Below are 23,335 nucleotides of genomic sequence, written 5' to 3' on the forward strand. Positions count from 1 at the left end.
AAAAACCTGGCGATTTCAGCATAAAATTGCATTCTCGCAAATAAAAGTTCCTATTGAAGATTGCATTATTTTAACTTTTTCTTGTCCTGTTGTGTCTCGGAAGAGCGCCACAGGCCGACATGAACTTTGTTATTGTAGTGTTGATCAACCGAAATAGCTTGCACGATTGATTGCAAATCGAACACGTTCTTTACACGGACAATGTGATATGACGATGACAAGAAAGCGCCGCTTGCTGGCCTGCTCCTGCCTGCTGCCGGCGCTGCTGTTCGCGCCCCTGGCGCCGGCCCGGGCCGAGCTGACGAAGACGATTCCCCTGGTGAAGCGCTCGGTGGTCGGGATCGGTACCGAACTGCGCACCCGCAGCCCCGCGATCGCCTTCTTCGGCACCGGCTTCGTGGTGGGCGATGGCCGGAGCGTGGTTACCAATGCCCACGTGGTGCCGCCGGCGAGCGACGGGGCGGGCAAGGAAACCTTGGGCATCGTGATGCGCGAACGCAACGGCGTCGCCTTCCGGCCTGCGCGCCTGGTCGCAATCGACCGCGAGCATGACCTTGCCCACCTGCGAATCGAGGGCGAAGCGCTGCCGGTCCTCCAGCTCGGCGAGCCGGAGCAGGTAGTGGAAGGCGCGGCGCTGGCCTTTACCGGTTTCCCGCTCGGCATGGTGCTGGGCCTGCATCCGGCCACCCACCGCGCCACCCTGGCCGCGATCACGCCGATCGTCATGCCCTCGCTCAGCTCGCGCAAGCTGGACGCGCGCGCCATCACCCAGCTGGCGCGCTCCGGCTTCGACATCTACCAGCTCGACGGCACGGCCTATCCGGGCAACAGCGGCAGCCCGGTCTACGACCCGGACACCGGCGTGGTCCAGGCGGTGATCAATATGGTGTTCGTGAAGGGGCTCAAGGAAACGGCGATCAGTGCCCCCAGTGGCATCACCTATGCCATTCCGGTGCGCTACGTCCACGCATTATTGCAACAGAAGTGAGCACCGCACGCGATACACGTCTTTTAAGGAAATAGTCGTTATACAATACAACTCGGCCATTCATGGTAAAACAACAATTTTGAAGCTGTCGGAAGGGATTTGTGAGCATGAAGAAGATGATGAAACAGCTTGCGCTGATGCTGGTTGCCGGGCTGGCCCTGGCCGGCTGCGCCACGCCCACGCCACCGAGCGCTGCGGCGCTGGCGCCGGTCAATGCGGATTACCTGATCGGGCCGGGCGACAACGTGACGGTCACGGTCTGGCGCAATCCGGAGGTGTCGAGCTCGGTACCGGTCCGCCCGGACGGCAAGATCACGACTCCCCTGGTCGAAGACCTGCCGGCTGCCGGCAAGACCTCGACCCAGCTGGCGCGCGACATCGAGCAGGCGCTGGCGAAATTCATCCAGCAGCCGGTGGTCACCGTCATCGTCACCAACTTCGTGGGCAACTACGGCGACCAGATCCGCGTGATCGGCCAGGCAGCCCGTCCGCAGGCCCTGCCTTACCGTCGTGACATGTCGCTGATGGATGTCCTGATCACCGTCGGCGGCATCACGGAATTTGCAGCCGGCAACAAGGCCAGCATCATCCGCAACGTCGACGGCAAGCAGGAAAAGCTGAACGTGCGCCTGGATGACCTGATCCGTGGCGGCGATATCTCGGCCAATATGCCGGTGCGACCGGGCGACGTGCTCATCATTCCGGAAAGCTTCTTCTAAGGGGGGAATGCAGGGACGCTGTCGGCAATTCTTACAACACCATTAGCTTGCCCAAACGGTAAAAGGCTAAGCTTTTGATTTAGAATGAGAAATAAACGGCGTCTGCATTTGGCATAAAAATTGCTTTGCGTCATTTGTCGTTTCCCTGCCTTCATTCCGCCTCATGAAAGAACCGATCGTGACTCCTCAAGACCATCGCGCCCCTGAAACGCCAGTTTCCAGCGAACTGCCTGCTGCGCAAGCAATCGGCAGCAAGGGCGCCGCGCGCCGGCGCTTCGCCCGGACCGGTCTTGCCGGCGGCGTCATCATGACCCTGGTCAGCAAGCCGGGAATGGCGATGACCTGCACCACCGCCTCGGGCTTTGCCTCCGGACCGAACGCGAGCATTTCTCCGGGCACCTCGTGCAGCGGCCGATCGCCCGGCTACTGGTCCAAGTGGACAGGGGAGTGGAAGCGGGCTGGCCTGAACACGGATGCGAAGTTCGGCAAGATTTTTACATGTGGCAGCAACTTCACGTCGAAGCTGGCGCCGCAGACCCTGCTCGAGGTCGTCGACCAGTCCCTGGGACCCAAGCACGTCGACAAGGACAATGTGGCGCGCCACCTGGTGGCGGCGCTGCTGAACGCGCGTACCGGCAAGGTGCCGCAGCTGCCCGAGCGCGAGGTGATGGAGATCTGGGACAGCTATGCCCGGACCCAAACCTATACGCCCAAAAAAGACGTTGTATGGAACGGTGCTGACATCGTCATCTATCTGAAGAGCACGATGATGTAAGGATCGCACGTGTTGCAAGCATTCCGGGGCGCCTGGCGCCTGGTCCCCGGCCAGGCTCTGCTGCATTGCGGCGCAGACGACGAACACCTCGTTTTCAATAATCTGTCGGGTGATACCCATCTGCTCGATACGCCGGCCATGAAGGTCTTGCGAGCGCTGCAGGCCGGCCCCCTGACGCCGGCGGACCTGCATGGCCTGTGCGGTGAAACGGACGAGCCGGAGGATATCGATGCACTGCTGGCCGAACTGCAGCACCTGATGCTGGTGCAGCCTGCATGAATGTCGGCAGTCTGTCCTACCGCGCCTTGTGCGAGCGCCTGGCCGGCCCCGGCCTGCGCCTGGCCACCGGGCCTTTCGTCGCCAGCGTGCGCAGCCCCTTGCCGGCGGTGGCGGAAGGCATCGCCCTGCTGTACGGGGACTACCCCTTGGCCGACCCGGCCGGCTTCGCCGATTTCCACCTGAACCTGCGCCCCTCCGGCGGCCTGCGGCGCTGGCTGCGTCCCCAGGCGCGCTTCGACCTCGACGGCGTGGCGCCCTTCCTGCCCCTGCCCGCGGACCATGCCTTCTCGCTGTTCGAATGGGCGCTGAACTGGTGCGTCTCGAGCCGCGCCCACTATTACCTGATCCTCCATGCCGCGGTCGTGGAAAAGAACGGCCGGGCGGCGATCCTGCCGGCGCCTTCCGGTTCCGGCAAGAGCACGCTGTGCGCCGCCCTGGTCTGCCGCGGCTGGCGCCTGCTGTCGGACGAACTGGCGCTGATCTCGACGGCGAGCGGCGAACTGACGCCGTTGCCGCGTCCGGTCAGCCTGAAGAACGCGTCGATCGGACTGATCAAGGAGTTCGCGGACGATCCGGTCTTCAGCCGGCCCTCGGTCGATACCGCCAAGGGCACGATCGCGCACCTGAAGGCGCCCCTGGACAGCGTGCGGCGCGCCGCGGAAACGGCGCGGCCCGGCTGGGTCATCTTCCCGCGCTACCAGCCGGACGCCGCGCCCCGCCTGGAAGCGCTCGCCTCCACGCGCGCCTTCCTGCGCATCGCCGAGAACGCGTTCAACTACAGCCTGCTCGGTGGACAAGGCTTCGCGAGTGTCGCCCGCCTCGTCGATGCCGCACCTGCCTACGATTTCACCTACAGCGCGCTGGACGATGCAGTGGCGGCCTTCGACCGCCTGGCAGGGGAGGGCGCATGAAGGGCGTGCCGCTCCTGCTCGCCGTGCTGCGCGAACCGCAGCGCCTGGCTGCACTCGCGCCGGCCGACTGGGACCTCCTGCTGCGCCAGGCCACAGCAGCCAGGCTGGCCTTCACGCTCTACCTGATGGCGGACGAGCACGGGCTGCTGGACGCCGTGCCGGCGCGGCCCCGAGCCCACCTGGCGTGGGCCGCCGTGAGCGGCCGGCGCCACCACCAGGCCGCGCAGTTCGAAGCCAGGCAGATCGCGGATGCCCTGGCGCGCACCGGCATTCCGCTGATCCTGCTCAAGGGGTCGGCCTACCTGATGGCCGGCTTGGCCGCCTCGCGCGGACGCCTGTTTTCCGACATCGACATCCTGGTCCCGCGGGCGCGCCTGGACGAGGTGGAGGCGGCGCTGATGCTGGCCGGCTGGAAGGTGACGGCGCTCGATGCCTACGACCAGCGCTATTACCGCGACTGGATGCATGAGCTGCCGCCCATGCAGCATATGCAGCGGGGCAATACCATCGACGTGCACCACGCCATCCTGCCGCTCACGGCGCGCGTCCGCCCCGATCCGGAGAAGCTGCGCACCGCCGCCGTGGCCTTGCCAGGCCTTCCCGGCTGGCATGCGCTGGCGCCGGCCGACATGGTGCTGCACAGCGCCACCCACCTGTTCCATGACGGCGAGTTCGACAAGGGCCTGCGCGACCTGCTCGACATCCACCGCCTTCTGCAGCATTTCGGCGCCGAGCCGGGATTCTGGGAGGCGCTGCCGGCGCGCGCACGCGAGCTGGAGCTGGCCCGTCCACTCTTCTATGCGCTGCGCTACAGCCGGCGCCTGTTCGGCACCGCCATTCCCCCGCAGGTCCTGGCGGCGGCGGGCCAGGGCCGGCCCAATCCGGTTCTGCTGCGGCTGATGGATGCCTTGTTCGAGCGCGCCCTGCAGCCCGACCATGAGAGCTGCGCCGACCGCTTCACGGCCTGCGCGCGCTTTGTCCTGTACGTGCGCGGCAACTGGTTGCGCATGCCGCCCCTGATGCTTGCCCGGCACCTGTTTCACAAGGCATTCATTTCGCCGCGCTCGGCGCACGCGCAGGGTCGATAGCGCAACGGGATTGCATAAGATTCAAGAGTTGTGTTGAAATCAACATACTCCATCCTGGCCGACGCCCGAGGTATGCATGCAAGCAGCGCACATTCCCCTGAACCGTTTGCAGGCTCTACGGCAATTCCTGGCAGACGAGACGCCGGATCGGGAACTGGACCGGCAGGTCAGGCACGTGGCCGGGCTGGTCGGCGCCGCCAGCTGTTCGGTCATGCTGCTGGGCAGCCCGGGCGAAGGCGATGCTCCCATGAGCATCCAGGCCCATCACGGCCCCTTGCCTGACGCGGCGCTGCAGGCGGCGATCCGGCGCGGCGAAGGCATTTCAGGACGCGTGCTCGCCAAGGGCAGTGCGGTGCTGGTGGACGATATCGCGCAGTCCGAGTTTGCCGCACTTGCAAGACGCGGGACGGCGCTCGGCGCCAGCCTCATGAGTGCGCCGATCCGGGTCGAGGGCCGGGTCGCCGGCGTCATCAATGCCGCCAATGGCAGCGGGACGGCGCCTTTCGACGAAGCGGCGCTGTGCCTGCTCGAAGTGGCTGCTGCCTTCATCGGGAAATCCCTGCAGCTGAGTCAGTTGCGGCACCTGCTCGATTCCCGCTTCGCGCAGCTGGCGCTGTTGCAGGAGCGCGCGCCGGATGCCGATGGGGACCGCTTGTCTTACCGTAACCCCGAAGAGGTGGCCAGGATCCTGGCTCGTTCCCTGTTTCGGGAAATGACGCGCGCCGGTTTCGGATCGGCGCACATCGTCGCGGCCGCGTCCGAACTGATCGGCCAGCTGCATCAAGATATCCAACAGGAAAAAATCAAGGACAAGCGGCTTGAACTCTGACAAGCTTTTTTGGGACATGTCGGAATTCTTTACACTTGCTTGTAATATTGATAAGAACCTTATGGTGACTGCATTGTGATTATTGCCACCATCCGAGGGGGTAGAACGATACACGCGTAGTGGTTATGATAGAAAGAAATGTTGCCTGTATTAATTTATTGATACGCTGGAATACCGAATGCTATGATATAAGGCAGACCCGACTGCGGCATGCCCTGTCCATCCGCCTGGAGAATACCGATGATCGATACCGTAGTGACAGAAGAAGTCGGCCACAGCAGTACGGCTGACCGCGGCAGCGAGTCGTATTCGCCCAATATCGTCGATGTGGCCATCAATGAAAGTGTGTTTGGCATCCGCGCGGCTGACGTCGACGAACACCGCAACTCGGCCAGTATGCTCATCAGCAAGATGTACACCTGGCGTGGCTATACCGGCAATCACACTGTAGGTAAAGATCCAAACCGCATCACGCTGACGGCCACCAGCAAGGGGGAGGTGATTGGGACACTGAGCCTGAACCTGGACTCCGATGTCGGCTTGTTGTGTGACCAGGTATTCAAGGACCACATCGATCCCTACCGCGCCAATGGCGGCAAGGTATGCGAGCTTATCAAGCTGGCGATCGATCCTGGCGTGAAGTCCAAGGCGGTGCTGGGGGCCCTGTTCCATGTGGCCTTCATCTATGCCCGCGACCTGCACGGCTGCAGCGACATCTTCATCGAAGTCAACCCGCGTCACCGCCGTTTTTATGAGGCGATGCTGGACTTCGTGGTGGAATGCGAATCGCGCCCGAACCCCCGGGTCGACGCGCCGGCGGTCCTGCTCCGCGGCAATACCGCCCTGGGCACCCGCCGTATCGCCGAGGTGGCGGGGCAGGGCGACCACGCAGTCGGCGACCGCTCGCTTTTCCCCTATTTCTTCTCTCCGCGCGAAGAGGCCGGCATCATCGCCCGTCTGAAGCGTATCGGCTGAGCCCGCGCCCCCTTGCGGAGGGGGAGCTGGCCCACATCACTTGCCTGGTCTGCAGGAAGCACCTATATTCGCTGCTTCAGTTGTCCACGCTCTATTTCCACTAACAAGGACCGTCCATGACCATCGGTAAGACCCGCGACGAAATCGCCGAAGCCTATTCCTCCGAGCCATGGTGGTACGACATACGTGGCTTCTTCATCCTCACCTTCGCCTACAACAGCACGATCGGCACCCAGATGCGCTTCTTCGGCCCGAATTTCGGTCCCGATCACCTGGAAGTGGCCTGCGGCACCGGCACCCTGCTGGAAATGATCCTCAACTGGCGCCGCCGCCGCAAGCTGCCGAAGGTGAACGTGGTGGGCATCGACTATGCGCCGTCGATGCTGGCGGGCGCGAAGAAGCGTTTTGCCAAGGACCCGCAGGTCAAGGTGCAGCATGCCGACGCGGCCGACCTGCCTTTCCCGGACAACCATTTCGACACGGCCAACATCGCCAACTCGATCCACTGCTTCCCGACCGTCGACGGGGCGCTGCGCGACATCCGGCGCGTGCTCAAACCAGGCGGTACGCTGGCGGCCAATGTGCTGCTCTACCCGAGCGGTTTCGCCCCGCTGCGCTGGGCGGCGCAGAAGATCAACGATTGGGGCATTAAAAAGGGCATTTTGTACAGCCCTTTCCGCGAGGAAGACATCCGCCGCAAGATGCTCGACGCCGGCTATGAGATCGCGTCCGAGTTCAAATCGGGCAACACCTGGAATGTGGTTGCGCGTAAACCTCTTTCTTGACAGCCACATACGGCTGTCGGCGTTTTTTACACTTGAATTGTTGATTCTTCTCAAAACTTGCTAAGTGATTGATTTTAAAGGAGGGTAATGTGCTGGCACGGGCCTTGCTAGTATTGTCGTGCAAGGTTCAGACTAACCAGGAGATCAAAGATGAAAGCACTGTTTTCGAAGAAGGTCGTCGCATCGGCAATCGCCGCAATCTCGATGTTTGCCGGCGCCAGCGCGCACGCGGACGTGTTCAACCAGTTCGTCGTGAAGCCGACCGGTCCGTTCGTGACCGCTCCGTTCACCGCTGACCGCATCACCGGCGGCTATGCGGAAATCGCCACCTTCACCCCGACCAGCGCCACCGGCGGCACCTTCCAGGTCTCGCTGCGCTGGGTCGCCGGCCAGTTCATCAACAACAGCGGCTCGGACGATCCGGACGAGCTGCCGGCACTGACCACCGGTCTGGGCTTCGACTACGGTCTGTACGCCCTGTACACCGCGTCGGGCACGTTCACCACCGGCCCGAACGGCCGCGCGACCTTCAGTTTTGCTGAAGGCACCGGTAGCCTGTCGGTGTACCTCGACGACAACGTCAACACCACCTTCACGGCTCCTGCCACCGGCGCAACCGCCTACGGCCGCAACAACGCCGGCGACGACATCCTGCTGGCGACCGGCAATCCGCTGGCTGGCCAGGGCAACCTGGACCCGACCCTGAGCACCTGCTCGGGCGGCTCCGGCCAGGGCATCAACTGCGGCAGCTTCGGTTCGACCACCAGCTTCGAACTGACCGCAGCCGGCATGAACTTCTTCGTCGACCCGAGCCCGTTCTACAACCTGTCGTTCCAGTCGGGTCAGCTGAACCGCTTCACCCCGACCGGCACCCAGTCGATCAACGGCTCGCTGGACGTGGTCTTCGGTAACGAAGTGCCGGAGCCGGCATCGGTCGGCCTGCTGGGTCTGGGCCTGCTGGGTCTGGGCGCCGCACGTCGCCGCAAGCAAGCCAAGTAATCCCGCATGCCAGGATCCGGTTCGCCGGATCCTCGAAAAAAAATCCACTGTATTTCAGTGGATTTTTTTTTGCGATCCTCGTTTATTTGAACTTGCTGGCGAACTGGCGTTTGCCGATGGCGATTGCCAGCCGCTGGATCGGATGGCGGTTGCCGCCGGGACGCCAGGTTCGCTTGAGCTTGTTGCGATAGGCGTCGAATTGCATGCCGTGAGGCGCAGCCAGTACCTCTCCGCGGCCGAGGAGGATCTTCAGCGCCTCGGTGCCGATGATGCCGGCGCAAAGCTGGCAGGCCATGAAGGTGGACGGGCCACGCTGCTCGTCGAAATTCACCGACTCCGGCACCACCAGATAGGAGCGGTGCAAGCCGGCCGGCGCAAGACCGATCGCGAAGCGGATCGCCTTGTCGATGTCCGGCAGGTCGCCCCACTGGAAGTATTCTTCGAAGGTCATCTTCCCCGGCATGAAGTTCAGCAGGGCGGCCCCCATGCCCAGCGGCGCGGCGGTGGTGGCCGGCACGCCCAGTTGCGCGCAGCGCGCGAAGGTGTGGCGGCGCGCATCGAAGGCGAAGAAATCGAGGCCGTCGACATACAGGTTTGCGTCGCCCAGGAAGGCGTCCAGGTTCCGTTCATCGACGCCATCCGGGAAAACCCGGATATCGACCTCAGGATTGATGTCGCGCGCCATGCGGGCCAGTACCTCGGCCTTCGGCTGGCCGAGCGTCGACATCATTGCGCCGACCTGGCGGTTGAAGTTCGGTATGTCGAAGGTATCGAAATCGGCGATATTGAATTTCGAGACGCCGAGGCGCACCAGTGTCAATAAATGGACGCCGCCGACGCCGCCGATGCCGGCAATGGCGACGCGTTTGCCGCGCAAGACTTGCTGTTCTTCCGGGGTGAGCCAGCCGATATTGCGCGCAAACGCCTGCTCGTAGCGAAACGGGTTGTTCATCGATGGGATGCAAACAGGTGAAGGACAACTGGTGGTGCTGGTCCGGGGCCCGATGAACGGATCATCGGCACGGCCTCGTTGCGCTATCTGGAAGCGTTCTGCTCGTCCATTCGCAACAGGCGGTTGATGATACCGCGTTCCTCGCGAGGCGAAAAGAAATAAGGGTAGAGCGAACGCTCTGCACTGCCGGCGGGGGAGTCGAAGGTGCCGCCGTAACGCTCTACCTGCTCGCCGACATACTCGAGCGTCAGGTGCATCAGGTAGGCGGGCGCATTCACGCGCGGATTGATCTTCAATTCGCCCTGCTGGCGAAAACCGAGCATGCGTTCATAGAAACGGCGGTGGCGAGGATTGATCTCGATCACGACGTCGGTGCAGTCGTAGAGGTCGCGCGCATAGATCAGCGCCAGGTGAAATACGTTGGCCAGCGGGATGCGCGAACGCTCGGACAGGTCGAAGGCCAGCTTGGTGCACTCGCATAGGCGCGCGCCGCGGGCGCGGTGCTCGTCCAGGATATCCTTGAACAGTTCGTCGGCCATCAGGCCGCGCTCGGAATCGATGCCGATCGTGACGGTGCCCACCACGTCGCCACGGTCGGTCGCGGTGAGGGTGACGCGGTTGCTCTCGTCGAGAACATGACGCGTGCCGGTGCCTGCATACCCGCGACGGGCATACATCCGTTTCACCAGCATGCTGGCCGAGTTTCGGCCTTCGGCAGTATCGGTGAGACGAATTCCGTACGAATCGTCATTCACGATAAATGTCCTCGAAAGATGAGGCTGCCATAGTAACGCGATCGAAGCAGTTTGCGCGTTCGCTAGGGAAGCAGCCAATTAAGCCCGGCCGGGAGGAAGCGCAGGAATACACTGTCCCCGTGCCGAAATGATGGCAAGGGAGATTTCAGGTGGTCGCCGGGTTTTGGCTTGCCATGTCCTTACATTGAGGCATGGCTTGTGCGTCGGTTTCCGCAGCCTCTTCCTTGGAGGCATTTTCGCTGCAATGCCAGCATTGCAGCGAAATGGAAACTCGACAGTTTGGTATCAATATATTATCGAATTACAGTGTCTTGAGCAATGCGCGCGCGGCTTCGATGTCATTGAATGGCGTATTTTGTGCGAGCGCCTTGTCGATTTCTCGGCGAGCCCCCTGTTTGTCGCCGGATTTATGCAGGGCGACACCGAGGTGATAGCGGATTTCCGGTGACGCCGGCGCTTTTTCCGCAGCTTTTTGCAAGAGCGGCACGGCGCGCGCGGTATCGCCCTTCTCCACCAGCAGCCAGCCGAGGGTATCCATGACGCCCGGGTTGTCGCCGGCCAGCTTGAATGCCTGCTCGGCGGTCGCCAGCGCGCGAGGATCCTTCTCCTGCTGGTAGGCCCAGGCCAAATTGTTCAGCACGAGCGGGCTGTTCGGCGCGGTCTTGAGCGCGCGTTCCAGCACCGAGATCGCCGGCTTGTATTCCTTGCTGGCCAGGTTGGTTTCCGCAACCATCAGGGCCACGCGCACGTCCTCCGGATGCTGGGCCAGCCATTGGGCGCCGCGCGTTTTGACTTCCTTGGTCTTGCCGGCCATGCCGAGGGCCTGCAGGGTCTTGGCGAACACCTCTGGCGACGCGCCCAGCGACTGGGCTTTCTCGAAGGCTTGCGCGGCCAGGGCCGGCTTCTGCTGCGCCAGCAACACGTCGCCCTCGAGCATGTAGCCGACCGGCGCTTTCGGATCGAGCTTCTGCACGTCGCGTGCAATCTGCAGGGCTTGCTCGCCGCGGCCGGCGCGGATCGCCGCTTCGATTTGAGCCAGGCGGGCCGGGATGAAGTTCGGCTGCAGGTCCACGGCGCGTCGCAGATGCGTTGCGGCCGAGGCATCGTTCTTCATGACTTGATAGACGCCGGCGAGCCGCATCTGGGCCAGTGCCGATTTCGGCATCAGCGCCGCCAGCTTGCCGTAGGTGTCGAGAGCGCCGGCGGTATCCTTGGTCGCCATCTGGGCCTGGCCCAGCAATTCCAGTACGGCGGTATTCGTCGGATTGGCAGGCTGAAGTTTGCGCGCCAGGGTCAGCGCCTTCTGTGCCTGGTTGCTGCGCAAGTAGTGCATGCCGAGGTTGGTCGCCGGCGGCACCGCATCCGGATTGACGTTGCTGGCTTTCTCGAGCCAGGTGGTGGCTTCTTCAGGACGCTTCTGCGCCAGGGCCAGCTCGGCCAGCGCGGTCATTGCTTCGATGTTGTTCTTGTCTTTTTCCAGCACTTTCAGGAAGCGCCCCTTCGCTGCCTCCGGCTGTTTTTCCATCAGGTCCAGGCGCGCCAGGTTGGCGACCGCCGCCAGGAAGGTCGGCTGCAGCGCCACCGCCTTGTCGAAGGCGGCGCGCGCCTTCGCGGCGTCGCCCTTGGCCTGCAGGACGATGCCCTTCAGGTTGTGAACCTGCGGGTTGTCCGGCTGGCGCTGCTCCATTCCGTCGATCGTCGCCAGCGCCTTGTCAAACTGCTTCATGCCCATCTGGGTCTGGACCAGGGCGATGCTGGCTTCGGCCGATCTTGGATCGAGCGAGGTCGCCGTCTCGAGTTCCTTGAGTCCGCGTGCCTGGTCGCCCTGGGCCAGTTTCGACAGGCCGAGCGAGGTGCGCACGCCGGCCGCCTTGGGCGCCAGTTCCACCGCTTTCTCAAGGTAGCCACTGGCCTTGTCGAAGTCGCGCACCTGCATATAGGACTGGCCGGCCAGCGCCATCAGCTGCGCGTCTTCGCTGCCGTCCTTCAGCACCGGCGCCAGGGCCGCGGCCGCATCGGCAGGCTGGCTGCTCTTGAGCAGGGTCTGGGCCAGCAGCTTGCGCGCGTAGACGTTGTTCGGATTGCTCTCGATGTACTTGCGCAGGTGCTGTTCAGCCTGCTGAATCTGGCCCAGGTTCATTTCCGAAGCACCGGCCAGCAGCAGGGTCGGCATATGATCCGGCGCTACCTTCAAGATCTTCTGCAACGACTCCTGGGCCACGGAATATTTACCTTGCGTGAATTCATACAGGGCACGGGTATACGTCACCAGCAGGTTGCCCGGGGCCGCCTTCTCGGCGCCTTCGATGGCCGCCTTCGCTTCGGGGAATTTGCCGCGTGCGATTTCCACGTAGGCTTTCTCGATGAAAGCGTCGCGATGATTCGGCTTGAATTTCAGGACCTCGTTATAAGCCGCGATTGCCTCGTCCGGCCTGCCGTTCATACGATGTACCGTGCCCTGCGCCATCCACACGTCCGGGTTCTTCGGATCCTTGGCCAATGCCTGCGACAGGAAGGTTTCGGCAACCACCTTGTCGCCGCCTTGCATGGCGTGGCGCGCCAGGCCCAGCAGGGCGCCGCCGGCATTCGGGTCGACCGCCAGCGCGGCGTCGAAAGCGGCCTTGGCCTCATCCGGCTTGCCGGTCACGAGCAGGGCGTCGCCGCGCAGCGTCAGCAGCGGCGCCGAACCCTTGGCTTGCTCGGCGCTGATATCTTCCAATAATTCCTTGGCACGACCCTGCTGCATATTCGCCTTGCCGAGAATCGGCAGGACGCGCGCGGCGTCGACACCGAGCGAGCGCGCCTTGCGCAGTTCCTTGTCGGCCGAGACGGCGTCGCCCACTTCCAGGTGCAGCATGCCCAGCTGCATGCGCGCTTCGCCGTCCTCCGGGCTCTTTGCCACCGCGTTCTTCAGCTGGATCATGGCGGCCTTCAGGTCGCCCTTTTGCTGGTATTGCTTGGCTTCCGCCAGCAAGGTCGCGGTCGACTCGTTGTTGCAGGCCGTCAGGCCCGCCATGAGGAAAACGCTGGAAAGAAGGGCTGCGGAAAGCTTGTTGAGCTTGGAGGCGTGGCGCGGCATCGTGATTCCTTGTGGGTTGTCTGGAGCATCGCATATTGATGCGAATTAACTCGACAACAATAATACATGATGGATTCGTGTGCCAACGCAACAAGGATGATGGTTTGTTGCGAATTCTTCCCAACTGTTGCTCTCAAAAAAATAGCAATACGGGAAGTAGTCGGACGCGCTCTATTCCGGCGCCTCGCCCTTGCGCAGGCGGCCCAGCAGGGCCTCGACATTGTCGCCCACCGGCAGGCCGTGGCGGCGCAGCAGCTGCACGTGCAGCACGAGGTTTTCGAGCACCAGTTTGGCCGATACCGCGAGCAGTGTCATCAAGCGGTCCTCGGTGCTGAACTTCTCCATGGCGGCGGCCATCTCGCACAGGTGGGTGGCCACCAGGGTGCGCAGCTCGTCCTCGGCGAAGGGCAAGTCGGCGAAGTCGATCGGGTCTTCCTGTTCGACTTCGTGCATCAGGGCGGCAAGCTGTTCGGGCTGGATCGGCATGCGGGTCTCCGTCGTACTGGCGCGGACAGCCCCGTGAACGGCTACTTGCCGGGGGCGGCGCTGCGGCGTGGCAAGCGCGGCAGGCGAGCGGCAACGAGACTGCCCGCCTTCCTGGCCATCTGCCAGATATCGCTGAGGAAGGGGCCAGGATCCTTCAGCTCGAAGACATAGTAGCGCATGCCGGGGCGCAGGAAGTCGAGCAGGTAGTGGAACAGTTCCGGCAACGGGCGGAAGTGCAGCTTCTTGTCGGCGATGCGGTGCGGCGCCAGCAGGATGCGCAGCAGACGCTTGGTCTCGGGCAGCATGTAGCGGCAGCGCACCCCGCCCCGGTAGGGCGCGGCCGCAATGCCTTGGCCCAGCCCGAACAGTCGGTACATCAGGCTCGGGAAGCGCGCGCCGGCATGGTAGGCCAGCGGCAGGCTGCCCCAGAAACGGCCATTGATTTCCATGAGCGCCGATTCGCCCGTGTCCGGGTCGTGGCGGTACTCCACCATGGCGATGCCCTCCCATTCGAGCTCGCGTAGCAGGGCGACCGATTGCGCCATCAGGGCGGCGTGACTGTCCTGCGGGAGCGAGGCGCACATGCTGGAAAAGCCGCCTTCGGGCGGCCATTCGTGCATGCGGCGGTGCTGGAAGGTGTAGTGGGGGACGCCGTCCTTCATCAGGACGAACTGGCCCAGGCCATAACCGGGGCAGTATTCCTGGATGAGCGGATACCTGCCTGCGCGCGCATAGGGGCGCAGGTAGTCCAGCAGTTCCTGATGCGTGTGGCAGTAGTGGGTCTTGTCGAGCACCAGGCCGGCGGCGTGCAGCGCGGCCCCGACCTCGTGCGGATTGGCCCATTTCAGCACCACCGGATAGCGCAGCGTGGGCGCTACCTCATCGAGGTGGGCCAAGTCCGTCACCTGCTCGGTGCGCGGCGTGCGGATGCCTACCTTGGCTGCGGCCGCATAGGTGCGGTCCTTGTGCAGCACGCGATCCATCAGCACCTGGCTGGGGAACATGATGCGGTAGCCGCCGAGCTGCGCGCGATGGCGGTTCAGCAGCGCGATATCGTTTTCGGACACCGCAAACAGGCAGGCGGCGCCGGGCTGTCCGTCGGGAGCCGGACCCAGTTGCGCGGCGAGGTCGGCGAGCTGCTCGATCAGCGCTTGAGCCTCGCGTGGCCGCACCAGGCCGCGCTGGAGGTAGCGCGATGCCATGCCGAGGGCCTGCTCGCTGCGGCCGATGCCGATCACCGGCACGCCCTCGCGGCCGAGGTCGCGCACGATGGTCAGGCCGATCGGGGTGTCGATGCCGACGACGACGGCAGGCAGCATGGTCGGCTTCATCAGGATGCGGCGCGGCCGAGCGCCCAGCCGCTGTATTTGTCGTAGATGACCTGTTCCGCCATGCGCGGCACGCTGTGCCAGAGCGGCACGTCGAGCAGCTCGTTGCGCGCCGAGGTCTTGGCGTTGGCATCCAGGGCATGGGCGAAACCGCAGGCATCGAAGTGTTCGCTGTTGTGCTGCAGGTACTGGCACAGTTTTACCAGGCGCCGCTGGGTGACGTATTGGCGCCGCAGGTGGGTGAAGGACACGTCGCGCGAACGCACGTATTCGAAGGGGTGGGTCAGGATCACGACCATCGGAATGCCGGCGGCGCGCGCCTTTTCGAGCAGGATGCGGGTCTCGCGGAAGCTGGTGCCGGCGATCGTCAGGGCCTTCAGGTGGGTCTTGCCGGCGAAGCGCCAGTCGGCAAAGGTCAGGACCGGGCATTCGACCACCCCCTCGAGCAGGTGCTGTCCGCTGTAGAGCTTGTATTGCGGGTCGCCGCTCTGGAATACGCCCGCCGCGATATTCGAGCTGTAGGGAATGCCGACGGCCTTCAGGGCCTTGTAGAGGTTGGCGTCGTGCTGCAGATTGCCGCTGCGGAAAGCCTTGGGCTTGTCGACGCCCCAGTCGCGGAAGGTGGCGATACCCTGTTCCAGCAGGCGGACCGAATCGGCTTCGCTGCGGCCAAAGAAGTCGTCCGGACGGCGCGCCTGGCGCGCGCGCTCGCGCCAGTCCTCGTGTTCGAACAGGGTCCAGCAGGGGTGGGTGTGCAGCTGGACTTCATGGCCCTCATCGCGGATCTTTTGCGCGATCGGCCGCATCGGATCGTGCCGGAAGTAGAGGCGCTGCACGGTCTCGACAAAAAAGGTGGCTTGCACCCCGTACTGGCGGAAGGTGTCGAGCATGAAGCCCAGGCCTTCCGAACGGCCGCGGGCATTGCACCAGACGAGGGGCTCGGCCACAGGCTCGCGTCCGGCATTGCCGAACGCGCCGCCGATGCTGAATTCTGTGTCGATTGTGATGCAGACCCGGGTGCGCATGGATGACCTAATGTGATGTGCCAAGATGTTACCATGCGTTAAACCGGAAAGTGGTTCTCTTCTGTCAACTGTGTTGCAAGGTTGTGCAGAAAAAAGCAAAGATCGGCAGCGACGCCGCGGGCCGCCGCTGCTGTCAATACGCCGCCCGCGGACGCGGGCGGCGGCAGGACTCACATATTGCGGCGATACTGGCCGCCGACCTCGAAAAGCGCGGTCGTGATCTGGCCCAGCGAGCAGACGCGCACCGCGTCCATCAGTTTCGCGAACACGTTCTCGTTGTCGATCGCGGCCTGCTGCAGGGCGGCCAGCGCAGCCGGGGCCCGGTCGGCATTCCTGGCGTGGAAGGCGTCCAGGCGGGTCAGCTGCGACTGCTTCTCGTCGTCCGTGGAACGCGCCAGCTCGATCGTCGCCGGGGCGCCCGCGCCCTTCGGATTGCGGAAGGTGTTCACGCCGATGATCGGCAGGGTGCCGTCGTGCTTCTGGTGCTCGTAGAGCATCGACTCCTCCTGGATCTTGCCGCGCTGGTAGCCGGTCTCCATCGCGCCCAGCACGCCGCCGCGTTCGGCGATGCGCTCGAATTCCTGCATCACCTGCTCTTCGACCAGGTCGGTCAGCTCGTCGATGATGAACGATCCCTGGTTCGGGTTCTCGTTCTTCGCCAGGCCCCATTCGCGGTTGATGATCAGCTGGATGGCCAAGGCCCGGCGGACGGATTCGTCGGTCGGCGTGGTGATCGCCTCGTCGTAGGCGTTGGTGTGCAGCGAGTTGCAGTTGTCATAGATCGCGATCAGGGCCTGCAGCGTGGTGCGGATGTCGTTGAAGTCGATCTCCTGCGCGTGCAGCGAGCGGCCGGAAGTCTGGATGTGGTACTTCAGCTTCTGGCTGCGCTCGTTGGCGCCGTACTTGTCGCGCATGGCGACCGCCCAGATGCGGCGCGCCACGCGGCCCAGCACCGTGTATTCCGGATCCATGCCGTTCGAGAAGAAGAAGGACAGGTTCGGGGCGAAGTCGTCGATGTGCATGCCGCGCGCCAGGTAGGCTTCCACGAAGGTGAAGCCGTTCGACAGCGTGAAGGCCAGCTGCGAGATCGGGTTCGCGCCGGCTTCGGCGATGTGATAGCCCGAGATCGACACCGAGTAGAAGTTGCGCACCTGGTGGTGGACGAAATATTCCTGGATGTCGCCCATGACCTTGAGCGAGAACTCGGTCGAGAAGATGCAGGTGTTCTGGCCCTGGTCTTCCTTCAGGATGTCGGCCTGCACGGTGCCGCGCACGTTCATCAGCACCCAGTCCTTGATCTTCTGCGCTTCGTCGTCGGTCGGCTGGCGGCCGTTATCAAGCACGAACTTGTCGATCTGCTGGTCGATGGCGGTGTTCATGAACATCGCCAGGATGGTCGGGGCCGGGCCGTTGATGGTCATCGAGACCGAGGTCGATGGGCTGCACAGGTCGAAACCGTCGTACAGCACCTTCATGTCGTCCAGAGTCGCGATCGACACGCCCGAGTTGCCGACCTTGCCGTAGATGTCGGGACGCAGGGCCGGGTCGGCGCCGTACAGGGTGACGGAGTCGAACGCGGTCGACAGGCGCTTCGCGTCCATGCCGGTCGAGACCAGCTTGAAGCGGCGGTTGGTGCGGAAGGCGTCGCCTTCGCCCGCGAACATGCGGGTCGGGTCTTCGCCTTCGCGCTTGAAGGCGAACACGCCGGCGGTGTAGGGGAAGGAGCCCGGCACGTTTTCCAGCATCAGGAAGCGCAGGACTTCGCCGTGGTCTTCGAATTTCGGCAGCGCGACCTTGCGGATCGGGTTGCCCGACAGGGTCTTTTGCACCAGGCGGGTGCGGATTTCCTTGTCGCGGATCTTCACAACGTAGTCGTCGCCCGCATAGGCGGCCTGCATGTCCGGCCACATGGCCAGCAGCTTTTTCGCGCCGCCTTCCATGGCGTTGTCGCGCTCGGTAATCAGGTCGTCGAGGACGACTTCCCGGTTGGCGGCCGCCAGCATGCGCTTGGTCTCGCTCAGCTGCTGGCGCTCGCGCGCGAGCTGCACCTGCTTCTTGACGTTGCGGTGGTAGCCGCGCACGGTGTCGGCGATTTCGGCCAGGTAGCGGGCCCTGGCCGGCGGCACGATGACGTTCTTGCCGCTCGAGTACTTTTGCGAAGGCGTAGCGAGCTTGCTCGGCTCGACCTGCAGGCCGAGTTCCGCCAGCTTTGGCAGCAGGCCATGGTACAGCGCGGTCACGCCGTCGTCGTTGAAGCGCGAGGCCTGGGTGCCGTAGACCGGCATCTCGTCCGGCTGGCGGCTCCACAACTCGCGGTTGCGCTGGTACTGCTTGGCGACGTCGCGCAGCGCGTCCTGGGCGCCCTTGCGGTCGAACTTGTTGATGGCGATGAAGTCGGCGAAGTCCAGCATGTCGATCTTCTCGAGCTGGGAGGCGGCGCCGAATTCCGGCGTCATCACGTACATCGAGGTGTCCACGTGCGGCACGATGGCGGCGTCGCCCTGGCCGATACCCGAGGTCTCGACGATGACGAGGTCGAAGCCCGCCACCTTGCAGGCCGCGATCACGTCGGGCAGCGCCTGCGAGATTTCGGAACCGGCTTCGCGGGTGGCGAGCGAGCGCATGAAGACGCGCGCCTGGCCGTTCCACGGGTTGATTGCGTTCATGCGGATGCGGTCGCCCAGCAGGGCGCCGCCCGATTTGCGGCGCGACGGGTCGATCGAGATGACGGCGATGTTCAGGCGGTCGCCCTGGTCGAGGCGGATGCGGCGGATCAGTTCATCGGTCAGCGAGGATTTACCGGCGCCGCCGGTGCCGGTGATGCCCAGCACGGGCGCCTTGACCGTGTCGGCCGCTTCCACGACAGCCTTGCGCAGGCCCGGGTCGACCTTGCCGCTCTCCAGGGCGGTGATCAGCTGGGCCAGGGGACGATGGCGTTCGGCGATCTCGCCGGCGCGCAGCGCGTCGATCGAGGTCGGCGCATAGGACGAGAGATCGACGTCGCAGCTTTCCAGCATCGAGCGGATCATGCCGACCAGGCCCATGCGCTGGCCGTCTTCCGGGCTGAAGATGCGGGTGACGCCGTAGGCGTGCAGTTCCTCGATCTCGCTCGGGACGATCACGCCGCCGCCGCCGCCGAAGACCTTGATGTGGGCGCCGCCGCGCTGGCGCAGCAGGTCGATCATGTACTTGAAGTATTCGACGTGGCCGCCCTGGTAGCTCGAGATGGCGATGCCTTGCACGTCTTCGGCCAGGGCGGCGGTGACGACTTCGTCGACCGAGCGGTTGTGGCCCAGGTGGATCACTTCGGCGCCGTTCGACTGCAGGATGCGGCGCATGATGTTGATCGAGGCGTCATGGCCATCGAACAGGGAAGCGGCGGTGACGAAGCGCACCTTGTTGGCCAGCTTCGGCTGCTCCGGCAGGTCCAGTTTGGCGGCGGAAGTGATGTCGTTCATGGGTGTGGGTCCTTGGAAATCGGGAGGACAGGGGTAGTTTGCTACGGTATATGACGTTAACGTTAACGTCAAGAAGACTACGTGCCTGTGAACGTCGTTCCGGCGCAGGCCGGAACCCGAGCTTGTCGCGCGCCAATCAAATTCGGTTGGCTCGCGGCAGGGAAATTGGATCCCGGCCTACGCCGGGAGTCATAGGCGCCAGTGGCGCGTATGACGTTGTTCAGGGCCGGTGGCTACTTATGCGGCGCGGCGCTTGATGTTGCCGGACAGCAGTTCCGCCTTGCGTGCGCGGAATTCGGCAACGGCCTTTTCCTTTACGTGGCCGAAGCCGCGGATCTGGTCCGGCAGCGAGGCCAGTTCGACCGCGTCAAGGTGGTTGCCTGCATCCAGCCTCGCAATGAGGCTTTCCACCATCTCTCGGTATTCGCCAATCAGCGCGCGTTCCATCTTGCGCTCCGCGGTGTGGCCGAAGAGGTCGAAGGCGCCGCCGCGCAGACCCTTCATCTTCGCCAGCAGCCTGAAGGCGCCGAACATCCAGGAGCCGTACTGCGCCTTGACCATATGGCCCTTGGCGTCCTTCTTCGCGAACAGCGGCGGGGCGAGGTTGAACCTCAAGGCGAAGTCGCCTTCGAACTGGTCCTTGAGCTGCTCGACGAAGCGGCCGTCGGTGTACAGGCGCGCCACTTCGTATTCGTCCTTGTAGGCCATCAGCTTGGCGTAGTTCTTCGCCACCGCCATCGACAGCTTGCTGCCCAGGCCCTTGGCCGTCTCGGCTTCGCGCACGCGCTTGACCAGGTCCTCGTACACGGCCGCATACATCGCGTCCTGGTAGCCGGTCAGGTGCTCGACGCGTTTCTTGATGACGCTGTCCAGGCTTTGCGGCATCTGCACGACGATGGCTTGTGCCGGGATGGCCTGCTTCTCGACGCGCTTGAAGTCCACGGCGGCGCGGCGGCCCCACAGGAAACTCATCTTGTTCGAGGCCACGGCCACGCCATTGAGTTCGATCGCGCGCAGCAGGGCGGCTTCCGTCAAGGGGATGCGGCCCTTCTGCCAGGCGTAACCCATCAGGAAGAGGTTGGTGGCGATCGAGTCGCCCATCAGGGCGGTCGCCAGCCTGGTCGCATCGACGAAATCGACGCCCGCTTCGCCGCCAACGGCTTCCAGGATCAGCGCACGTACATCGCTAGAGGGGAACTCCCAGTCGCGCTGCTGGGCGAAGGTGCCGGTCGGCTGCTCGTGCAGGTTGACGATGGCGAGCGTGCGGCCCGGACGCATCTTGGACACCGCGTCGGCCGCGCCGGTGGTGAGGATGTCGCAGCCGAGGATCAGGTCCGCTTCGCCGGTGGCGATGCGCTGGGCGCGCAGGCGGCTCGGCGTCGCCGCGATCTTCACGTGCGAGGTGACCGAGCCGTTCTTCTGGCTCATGCCGGTCATGTCCAGCACCGAGGCGCCCTTGCCCTCGAGGTGGGCCGCCATGCCCATCAGGGCGCCGACGGTGATGACGCCGGTGCCGCCGATGCCGTTGATCAGGATGTTGTAGGGGTGCTCGACGCTCGGCAGGATCGGCTCGGGCAGCGCGCCCCAGCCATCGTCAGGGCCGTTCTTCGACACGCCGGCCTTGCTCTTCTTGAGCGCACCGCCTTCGACGGTAACAAAACTCGGGCAGAAGCCCTTGGCGCAGGAGTAGTCCTTGTTGCAGGAGGACTGGTCGATCTGGCGCTTGCGGCCGAATTCCGTCTCTTTCGGGAGGATCGAGACGCAGTTCGACTGGATGCCGCAGTCGCCGCAGCCTTCGCAGACGGCTTCGTTGATCACCATGCGCTGGTTCTGGTCCGGGAACTCTTTCTTTTTACGGCGGCGGCGCTTCTCGGCGGCGCAGGTCTGGTCGTAGATGATGACGGTGACGCCCGGCAGCTCGCGCAGCTCGCGCTGGACGTCGTCCATGTGCTTGCGGTCGTGCAGGGTGACCATCGCCGGCAGGTTCGAGCGGTCGGCATAGCGCGACAGGTCTTCGGTGACGAGGGCGATGCGCTTGACGCCTTCGGCCGCCATCTGCTGGGCGATGTGCGGCACGGACGTGGTGCCGTCGACCGGCTGGCCGCCCGTCATCGCGACCGCGTCGTTGTACAGGATCTTGTAGGTGATGTTGACCTTGGCCGACACCGCCGCGCGGATCGCGAGATACCCCGAGTGGAAGTAGGTGCCGTCGCCCAGATTCTGGAACACGTGCGGCACCTGCGAGAACGCGGCCTGGCCGATCCATGGCGTGCCTTCGCCGCCCATGTGCGTCGTCAGCTTGTTCATCTCCGGATAGATCGAGGTCGCCATCACGTGGCAGCCGATGCCGGCCAGCGCGAAGGAACCGTCCGGCACCTTGGTCGAGGTGTTGTGCGGGCAGCCGGAGCAGTAGAAGGCCGGGCGGAAGGGCGTGGTGATCGCCTTCTGCAGCACGGCGTCCTTCGCTTCCAGGAAGGCCAGGCGGGCCTTGATCAGATCGCGCGTCGCTTCGTCGGTGACGAGGCGGGCGATGCGACCGGCGATCACGCGCGCCACCTGCGCCACCGAGAAGTCGGCTTTCGGCGGCAGCAGCCAGTCGCCGCGCGGCGCGACCCATTCGCCCTTGTCGTCGAACTTGCCGACGATGTGGGGACGCACGTCGTCGCGCCAGTTGTAGAGCTGTTCCTTGAGCTGGTACTCGACGACCTGGCGCTTTTCTTCGACCACCAGGATCTCTTCCAGCCCCTGCGCGAATTCGCGCACGCCTTCCGGCTCCAGCGGCCAGATCATCGCGACCTTGTACAGGCGCAGGCCGACCTTGACGGCCATCGCTTCGTCGATGCCCAGTTCTTCCAGCGCTTCCAGCACGTCCAGGTAGGATTTACCGGAGGCGATGATGCCGAGCTTGGCGTCCGGGCTGTCGATGGTGGTGCGATTCAGTTTGTTCTCGCGGGCGTAGGCCAGGGCCGCGTAGATTTTATAGTCCTGCATCAGCGCTTCCTGGGCGCGGGCCTGCTGGCCCAGCGGCACCGAGGACAGCCTGGTGTTCAGGCCGCCTTCCGGCATCGCGAAGTCCTTCGGATACTTCACTTCGACGCGGAAAGGATCGGCGTCGACCGAGGCGCTCGATTCGACCGTATCGGCCAGGGCCTTGAAGGCCACCGCGCAGCCCGAGTAGCGCGACATGGCCCAGCCGTGCACGCCCAGGTCCAGGTATTCCTGCACGTTGCAGGGGTAGAGCACGGGGATCATGCAGGCCGAGAAGATGTGGTCGGACTGGTGCGGCAGGGTCGACGAATAGGCGCCGTGGTCGTCTCCGGCCACCAGCAGCACGCCGCCGTGTTTCGCCGTGCCGGCATGATTCATGTGCTTGAAGACGTCGCCGCAGCGGTCCACGCCCGGGCCCTTGCCGTACCACATGGCGAACACGCCGTCGTATTTGGCGGGGCCGATCAGGTCCACGGTCTGGGTGCCCCAGACGGCGGTGGCGGCCAGGTCTTCGTTCACGCCGGGGACGAACTGCACGTGGCTCGCTTCCAGGTGGCCCTTGGCCTTCCACAGGGTCTCGTCGAGGCCGCCCAGCGGCGAACCGCGGTAGCCGGACACGAAGCCGGCCGTGTTCAGGCCGGCGGCGGCGTCGCGCTCGCGCTGGATCATCGGCAGGCGCACCAGGGCCTGGATACCGGAGAGGAAGATGTTGCCGGTGCGGGCGGTGTATTTGTCGTCGAGGGTGACGGTGCTCAAGCGGGACGAAAAGTCCGGCACCGCGGTGTGCGGCGTGACGGTATCTGGCATGCGGGTCTCCATTGTGTGGTTCTGTGCAGCGCCGCCGCCGGGTAGGCAGGGCGCATATTGACCGCGTGGAGTGTAGGGATTTGGCCTCGGCTAAGCCAATAGGGAATCC

The 23,335-nt window shown here is 64.1% G+C and carries 18 protein-coding genes; 10 read left to right on the top strand and 8 right to left on the bottom strand.

The annotated features are described in order from the left end of the window. Positions 1 to 208 precede the first annotated feature (208 nt). The 10 genes from ACQ7JA_RS12865 to pepA all read left to right on the top strand — a co-directional run bounded on the left by ACQ7JA_RS12865 (position 209) and on the right by pepA (position 8,348). Complete coding sequence (locus ACQ7JA_RS12865; protein ID WP_430898240.1) at positions 209 to 988, top strand: S1 family peptidase; 780 nt, start codon at positions 209 to 211, stop codon at positions 986 to 988. Positions 989 to 1,095: 107 nt separating this feature from the next. Continuing rightward, on the top strand, positions 1,096 to 1,707 hold the full coding sequence (locus ACQ7JA_RS12870) for an XrtA/PEP-CTERM system exopolysaccharide export protein (RefSeq protein WP_430898242.1): 612 nt from the start codon (positions 1,096 to 1,098) through the stop codon (positions 1,705 to 1,707). A 178-nt stretch (positions 1,708 to 1,885) separates the two neighbouring features. Beyond that, the gene (locus ACQ7JA_RS12875) at positions 1,886 to 2,482 is read left to right on the top strand and encodes a hypothetical protein (protein ID WP_430898244.1); all 597 of its coding nucleotides are present in this window, start codon (positions 1,886 to 1,888) and stop codon (positions 2,480 to 2,482) included. 9 nt (positions 2,483 to 2,491) lie between these two features. After that, on the top strand, positions 2,492 to 2,761 hold the full coding sequence (locus ACQ7JA_RS12880) for an HPr-rel-A system PqqD family peptide chaperone (RefSeq protein ID WP_430898246.1): 270 nt from the start codon (positions 2,492 to 2,494) through the stop codon (positions 2,759 to 2,761). Continuing rightward, complete coding sequence (locus ACQ7JA_RS12885) at positions 2,758 to 3,672, top strand: HprK-related kinase A (protein WP_430898248.1); 915 nt, start codon at positions 2,758 to 2,760, stop codon at positions 3,670 to 3,672. The genes ACQ7JA_RS12880 and ACQ7JA_RS12885 overlap by 4 nt, the downstream gene beginning before the upstream one ends. Further along, complete coding sequence (locus ACQ7JA_RS12890; RefSeq protein ID WP_430898250.1) at positions 3,669 to 4,760, top strand: nucleotidyltransferase domain-containing protein; 1,092 nt, start codon at positions 3,669 to 3,671, stop codon at positions 4,758 to 4,760. Before ACQ7JA_RS12885 ends, ACQ7JA_RS12890 begins: the two co-directional genes overlap by 4 nt. A 76-nt stretch (positions 4,761 to 4,836) precedes the next feature. Then, positions 4,837 to 5,589, top strand: a complete 753-nt coding sequence (locus ACQ7JA_RS12895; protein WP_430898252.1) for a GAF domain-containing protein — start codon at positions 4,837 to 4,839, stop codon at positions 5,587 to 5,589. A gap of 240 nt (positions 5,590 to 5,829) precedes the next feature. Beyond that, positions 5,830 to 6,564 (top strand): GNAT family N-acetyltransferase, encoded by a 735-nt coding sequence (locus tag ACQ7JA_RS12900; RefSeq protein ID WP_430898254.1) that lies wholly within the window; start codon positions 5,830 to 5,832, stop codon positions 6,562 to 6,564. A 116-nt stretch (positions 6,565 to 6,680) separates the two neighbouring features. Beyond that, positions 6,681 to 7,349, top strand: coding sequence for a class I SAM-dependent methyltransferase (locus tag ACQ7JA_RS12905; RefSeq protein ID WP_430898256.1), 669 nt, complete (start codon positions 6,681 to 6,683; stop codon positions 7,347 to 7,349). Positions 7,350 to 7,499: 150 nt separating this feature from the next. Next, positions 7,500 to 8,348, top strand: a complete 849-nt coding sequence (gene pepA, locus ACQ7JA_RS12910; RefSeq protein ID WP_430898258.1) for a flocculation-associated PEP-CTERM protein PepA — start codon at positions 7,500 to 7,502, stop codon at positions 8,346 to 8,348. An 82-nt stretch (positions 8,349 to 8,430) separates the two neighbouring features. Here pepA and ACQ7JA_RS12915 read toward each other — a convergent pair whose 3' ends face one another. The 8 genes from ACQ7JA_RS12915 to ACQ7JA_RS12950 form a co-directional block, all read right to left on the bottom strand. Then, positions 8,431 to 9,300, bottom strand: coding sequence for a ThiF family adenylyltransferase (locus tag ACQ7JA_RS12915; RefSeq protein ID WP_430898260.1), 870 nt, complete (start codon positions 9,298 to 9,300; stop codon positions 8,431 to 8,433). A gap of 83 nt (positions 9,301 to 9,383) precedes the next feature. Then, the gene (locus ACQ7JA_RS12920) at positions 9,384 to 10,055 is read right to left on the bottom strand and encodes an N-acyl amino acid synthase FeeM domain-containing protein (RefSeq protein WP_430898262.1); all 672 of its coding nucleotides are present in this window, start codon (positions 10,053 to 10,055) and stop codon (positions 9,384 to 9,386) included. A 301-nt stretch (positions 10,056 to 10,356) separates the two neighbouring features. Beyond that, positions 10,357 to 13,134 (bottom strand): XrtA/PEP-CTERM system TPR-repeat protein PrsT, encoded by a 2,778-nt coding sequence (gene prsT, locus ACQ7JA_RS12925; protein WP_430898264.1) that lies wholly within the window; start codon positions 13,132 to 13,134, stop codon positions 10,357 to 10,359. Positions 13,135 to 13,305: 171 nt separating this feature from the next. Next, entirely contained in the window at positions 13,306 to 13,620 is a 315-nt protein-coding gene (locus tag ACQ7JA_RS12930) for a hypothetical protein (protein WP_430898266.1), read from the bottom strand. 41 nt (positions 13,621 to 13,661) lie between these two features. Continuing rightward, the gene (locus ACQ7JA_RS12935) at positions 13,662 to 14,939 is read right to left on the bottom strand and encodes a hypothetical protein (protein ID WP_430898268.1); all 1,278 of its coding nucleotides are present in this window, start codon (positions 14,937 to 14,939) and stop codon (positions 13,662 to 13,664) included. 11 nt (positions 14,940 to 14,950) lie between these two features. Continuing rightward, positions 14,951 to 15,973, bottom strand: coding sequence for a polysaccharide deacetylase family protein (locus ACQ7JA_RS12940; RefSeq protein WP_430898270.1), 1,023 nt, complete (start codon positions 15,971 to 15,973; stop codon positions 14,951 to 14,953). Between the two features lie 170 nt (positions 15,974 to 16,143). Beyond that, the gene (icmF, locus tag ACQ7JA_RS12945; protein WP_430898272.1) at positions 16,144 to 19,431 is read right to left on the bottom strand and encodes a fused isobutyryl-CoA mutase/GTPase IcmF; all 3,288 of its coding nucleotides are present in this window, start codon (positions 19,429 to 19,431) and stop codon (positions 16,144 to 16,146) included. Positions 19,432 to 19,668: 237 nt separating this feature from the next. Then, positions 19,669 to 23,226, bottom strand: coding sequence for an indolepyruvate ferredoxin oxidoreductase family protein (locus ACQ7JA_RS12950; RefSeq protein WP_430898274.1), 3,558 nt, complete (start codon positions 23,224 to 23,226; stop codon positions 19,669 to 19,671). Positions 23,227 to 23,335 lie beyond the last annotated feature (109 nt).

Origin of the sequence: Massilia sp. BKSP1R2A-1 (genome assembly GCF_050586525.1) — a bacterium.
Lineage (GTDB): Bacteria > Pseudomonadota > Gammaproteobacteria > Burkholderiales > Burkholderiaceae_D > Telluria.

Excerpts from the sequence above, each read along its gene's own strand:
- icmF (WP_430898272.1), bottom strand. The coding sequence starts at position 19,431 with ATGAACGACATCACTTCCGCCGCCAAACTGGACCTGCCGGAGCAGCCG.
- ACQ7JA_RS12940 (WP_430898270.1), bottom strand. The coding sequence starts at position 15,973 with ATGCGCACCCGGGTCTGCATCACAATCGACACAGAATTCAGCATCGGC.
- ACQ7JA_RS12890 (WP_430898250.1), top strand. The coding sequence starts at position 3,669 with ATGAAGGGCGTGCCGCTCCTGCTCGCCGTGCTGCGCGAACCGCAGCGC.
- ACQ7JA_RS12900 (WP_430898254.1), top strand. The coding sequence starts at position 5,830 with ATGATCGATACCGTAGTGACAGAAGAAGTCGGCCACAGCAGTACGGCT.
- ACQ7JA_RS12930 (WP_430898266.1), bottom strand. The coding sequence starts at position 13,620 with ATGCCGATCCAGCCCGAACAGCTTGCCGCCCTGATGCACGAAGTCGAA.
- ACQ7JA_RS12885 (WP_430898248.1), top strand. The coding sequence starts at position 2,758 with ATGAATGTCGGCAGTCTGTCCTACCGCGCCTTGTGCGAGCGCCTGGCC.
- ACQ7JA_RS12935 (WP_430898268.1), bottom strand. The coding sequence starts at position 14,939 with ATGCTGCCTGCCGTCGTCGTCGGCATCGACACCCCGATCGGCCTGACC.
- prsT (WP_430898264.1), bottom strand. The coding sequence starts at position 13,134 with ATGCCGCGCCACGCCTCCAAGCTCAACAAGCTTTCCGCAGCCCTTCTT.
- ACQ7JA_RS12865 (WP_430898240.1), top strand. The coding sequence starts at position 209 with ATGACGATGACAAGAAAGCGCCGCTTGCTGGCCTGCTCCTGCCTGCTG.
- ACQ7JA_RS12870 (WP_430898242.1), top strand. The coding sequence starts at position 1,096 with ATGAAGAAGATGATGAAACAGCTTGCGCTGATGCTGGTTGCCGGGCTG.
- ACQ7JA_RS12905 (WP_430898256.1), top strand. The coding sequence starts at position 6,681 with ATGACCATCGGTAAGACCCGCGACGAAATCGCCGAAGCCTATTCCTCC.
- ACQ7JA_RS12895 (WP_430898252.1), top strand. The coding sequence starts at position 4,837 with ATGCAAGCAGCGCACATTCCCCTGAACCGTTTGCAGGCTCTACGGCAA.
- pepA (WP_430898258.1), top strand. The coding sequence starts at position 7,500 with ATGAAAGCACTGTTTTCGAAGAAGGTCGTCGCATCGGCAATCGCCGCA.
- ACQ7JA_RS12950 (WP_430898274.1), bottom strand. The coding sequence starts at position 23,226 with ATGCCAGATACCGTCACGCCGCACACCGCGGTGCCGGACTTTTCGTCC.
- ACQ7JA_RS12915 (WP_430898260.1), bottom strand. The coding sequence starts at position 9,300 with ATGAACAACCCGTTTCGCTACGAGCAGGCGTTTGCGCGCAATATCGGC.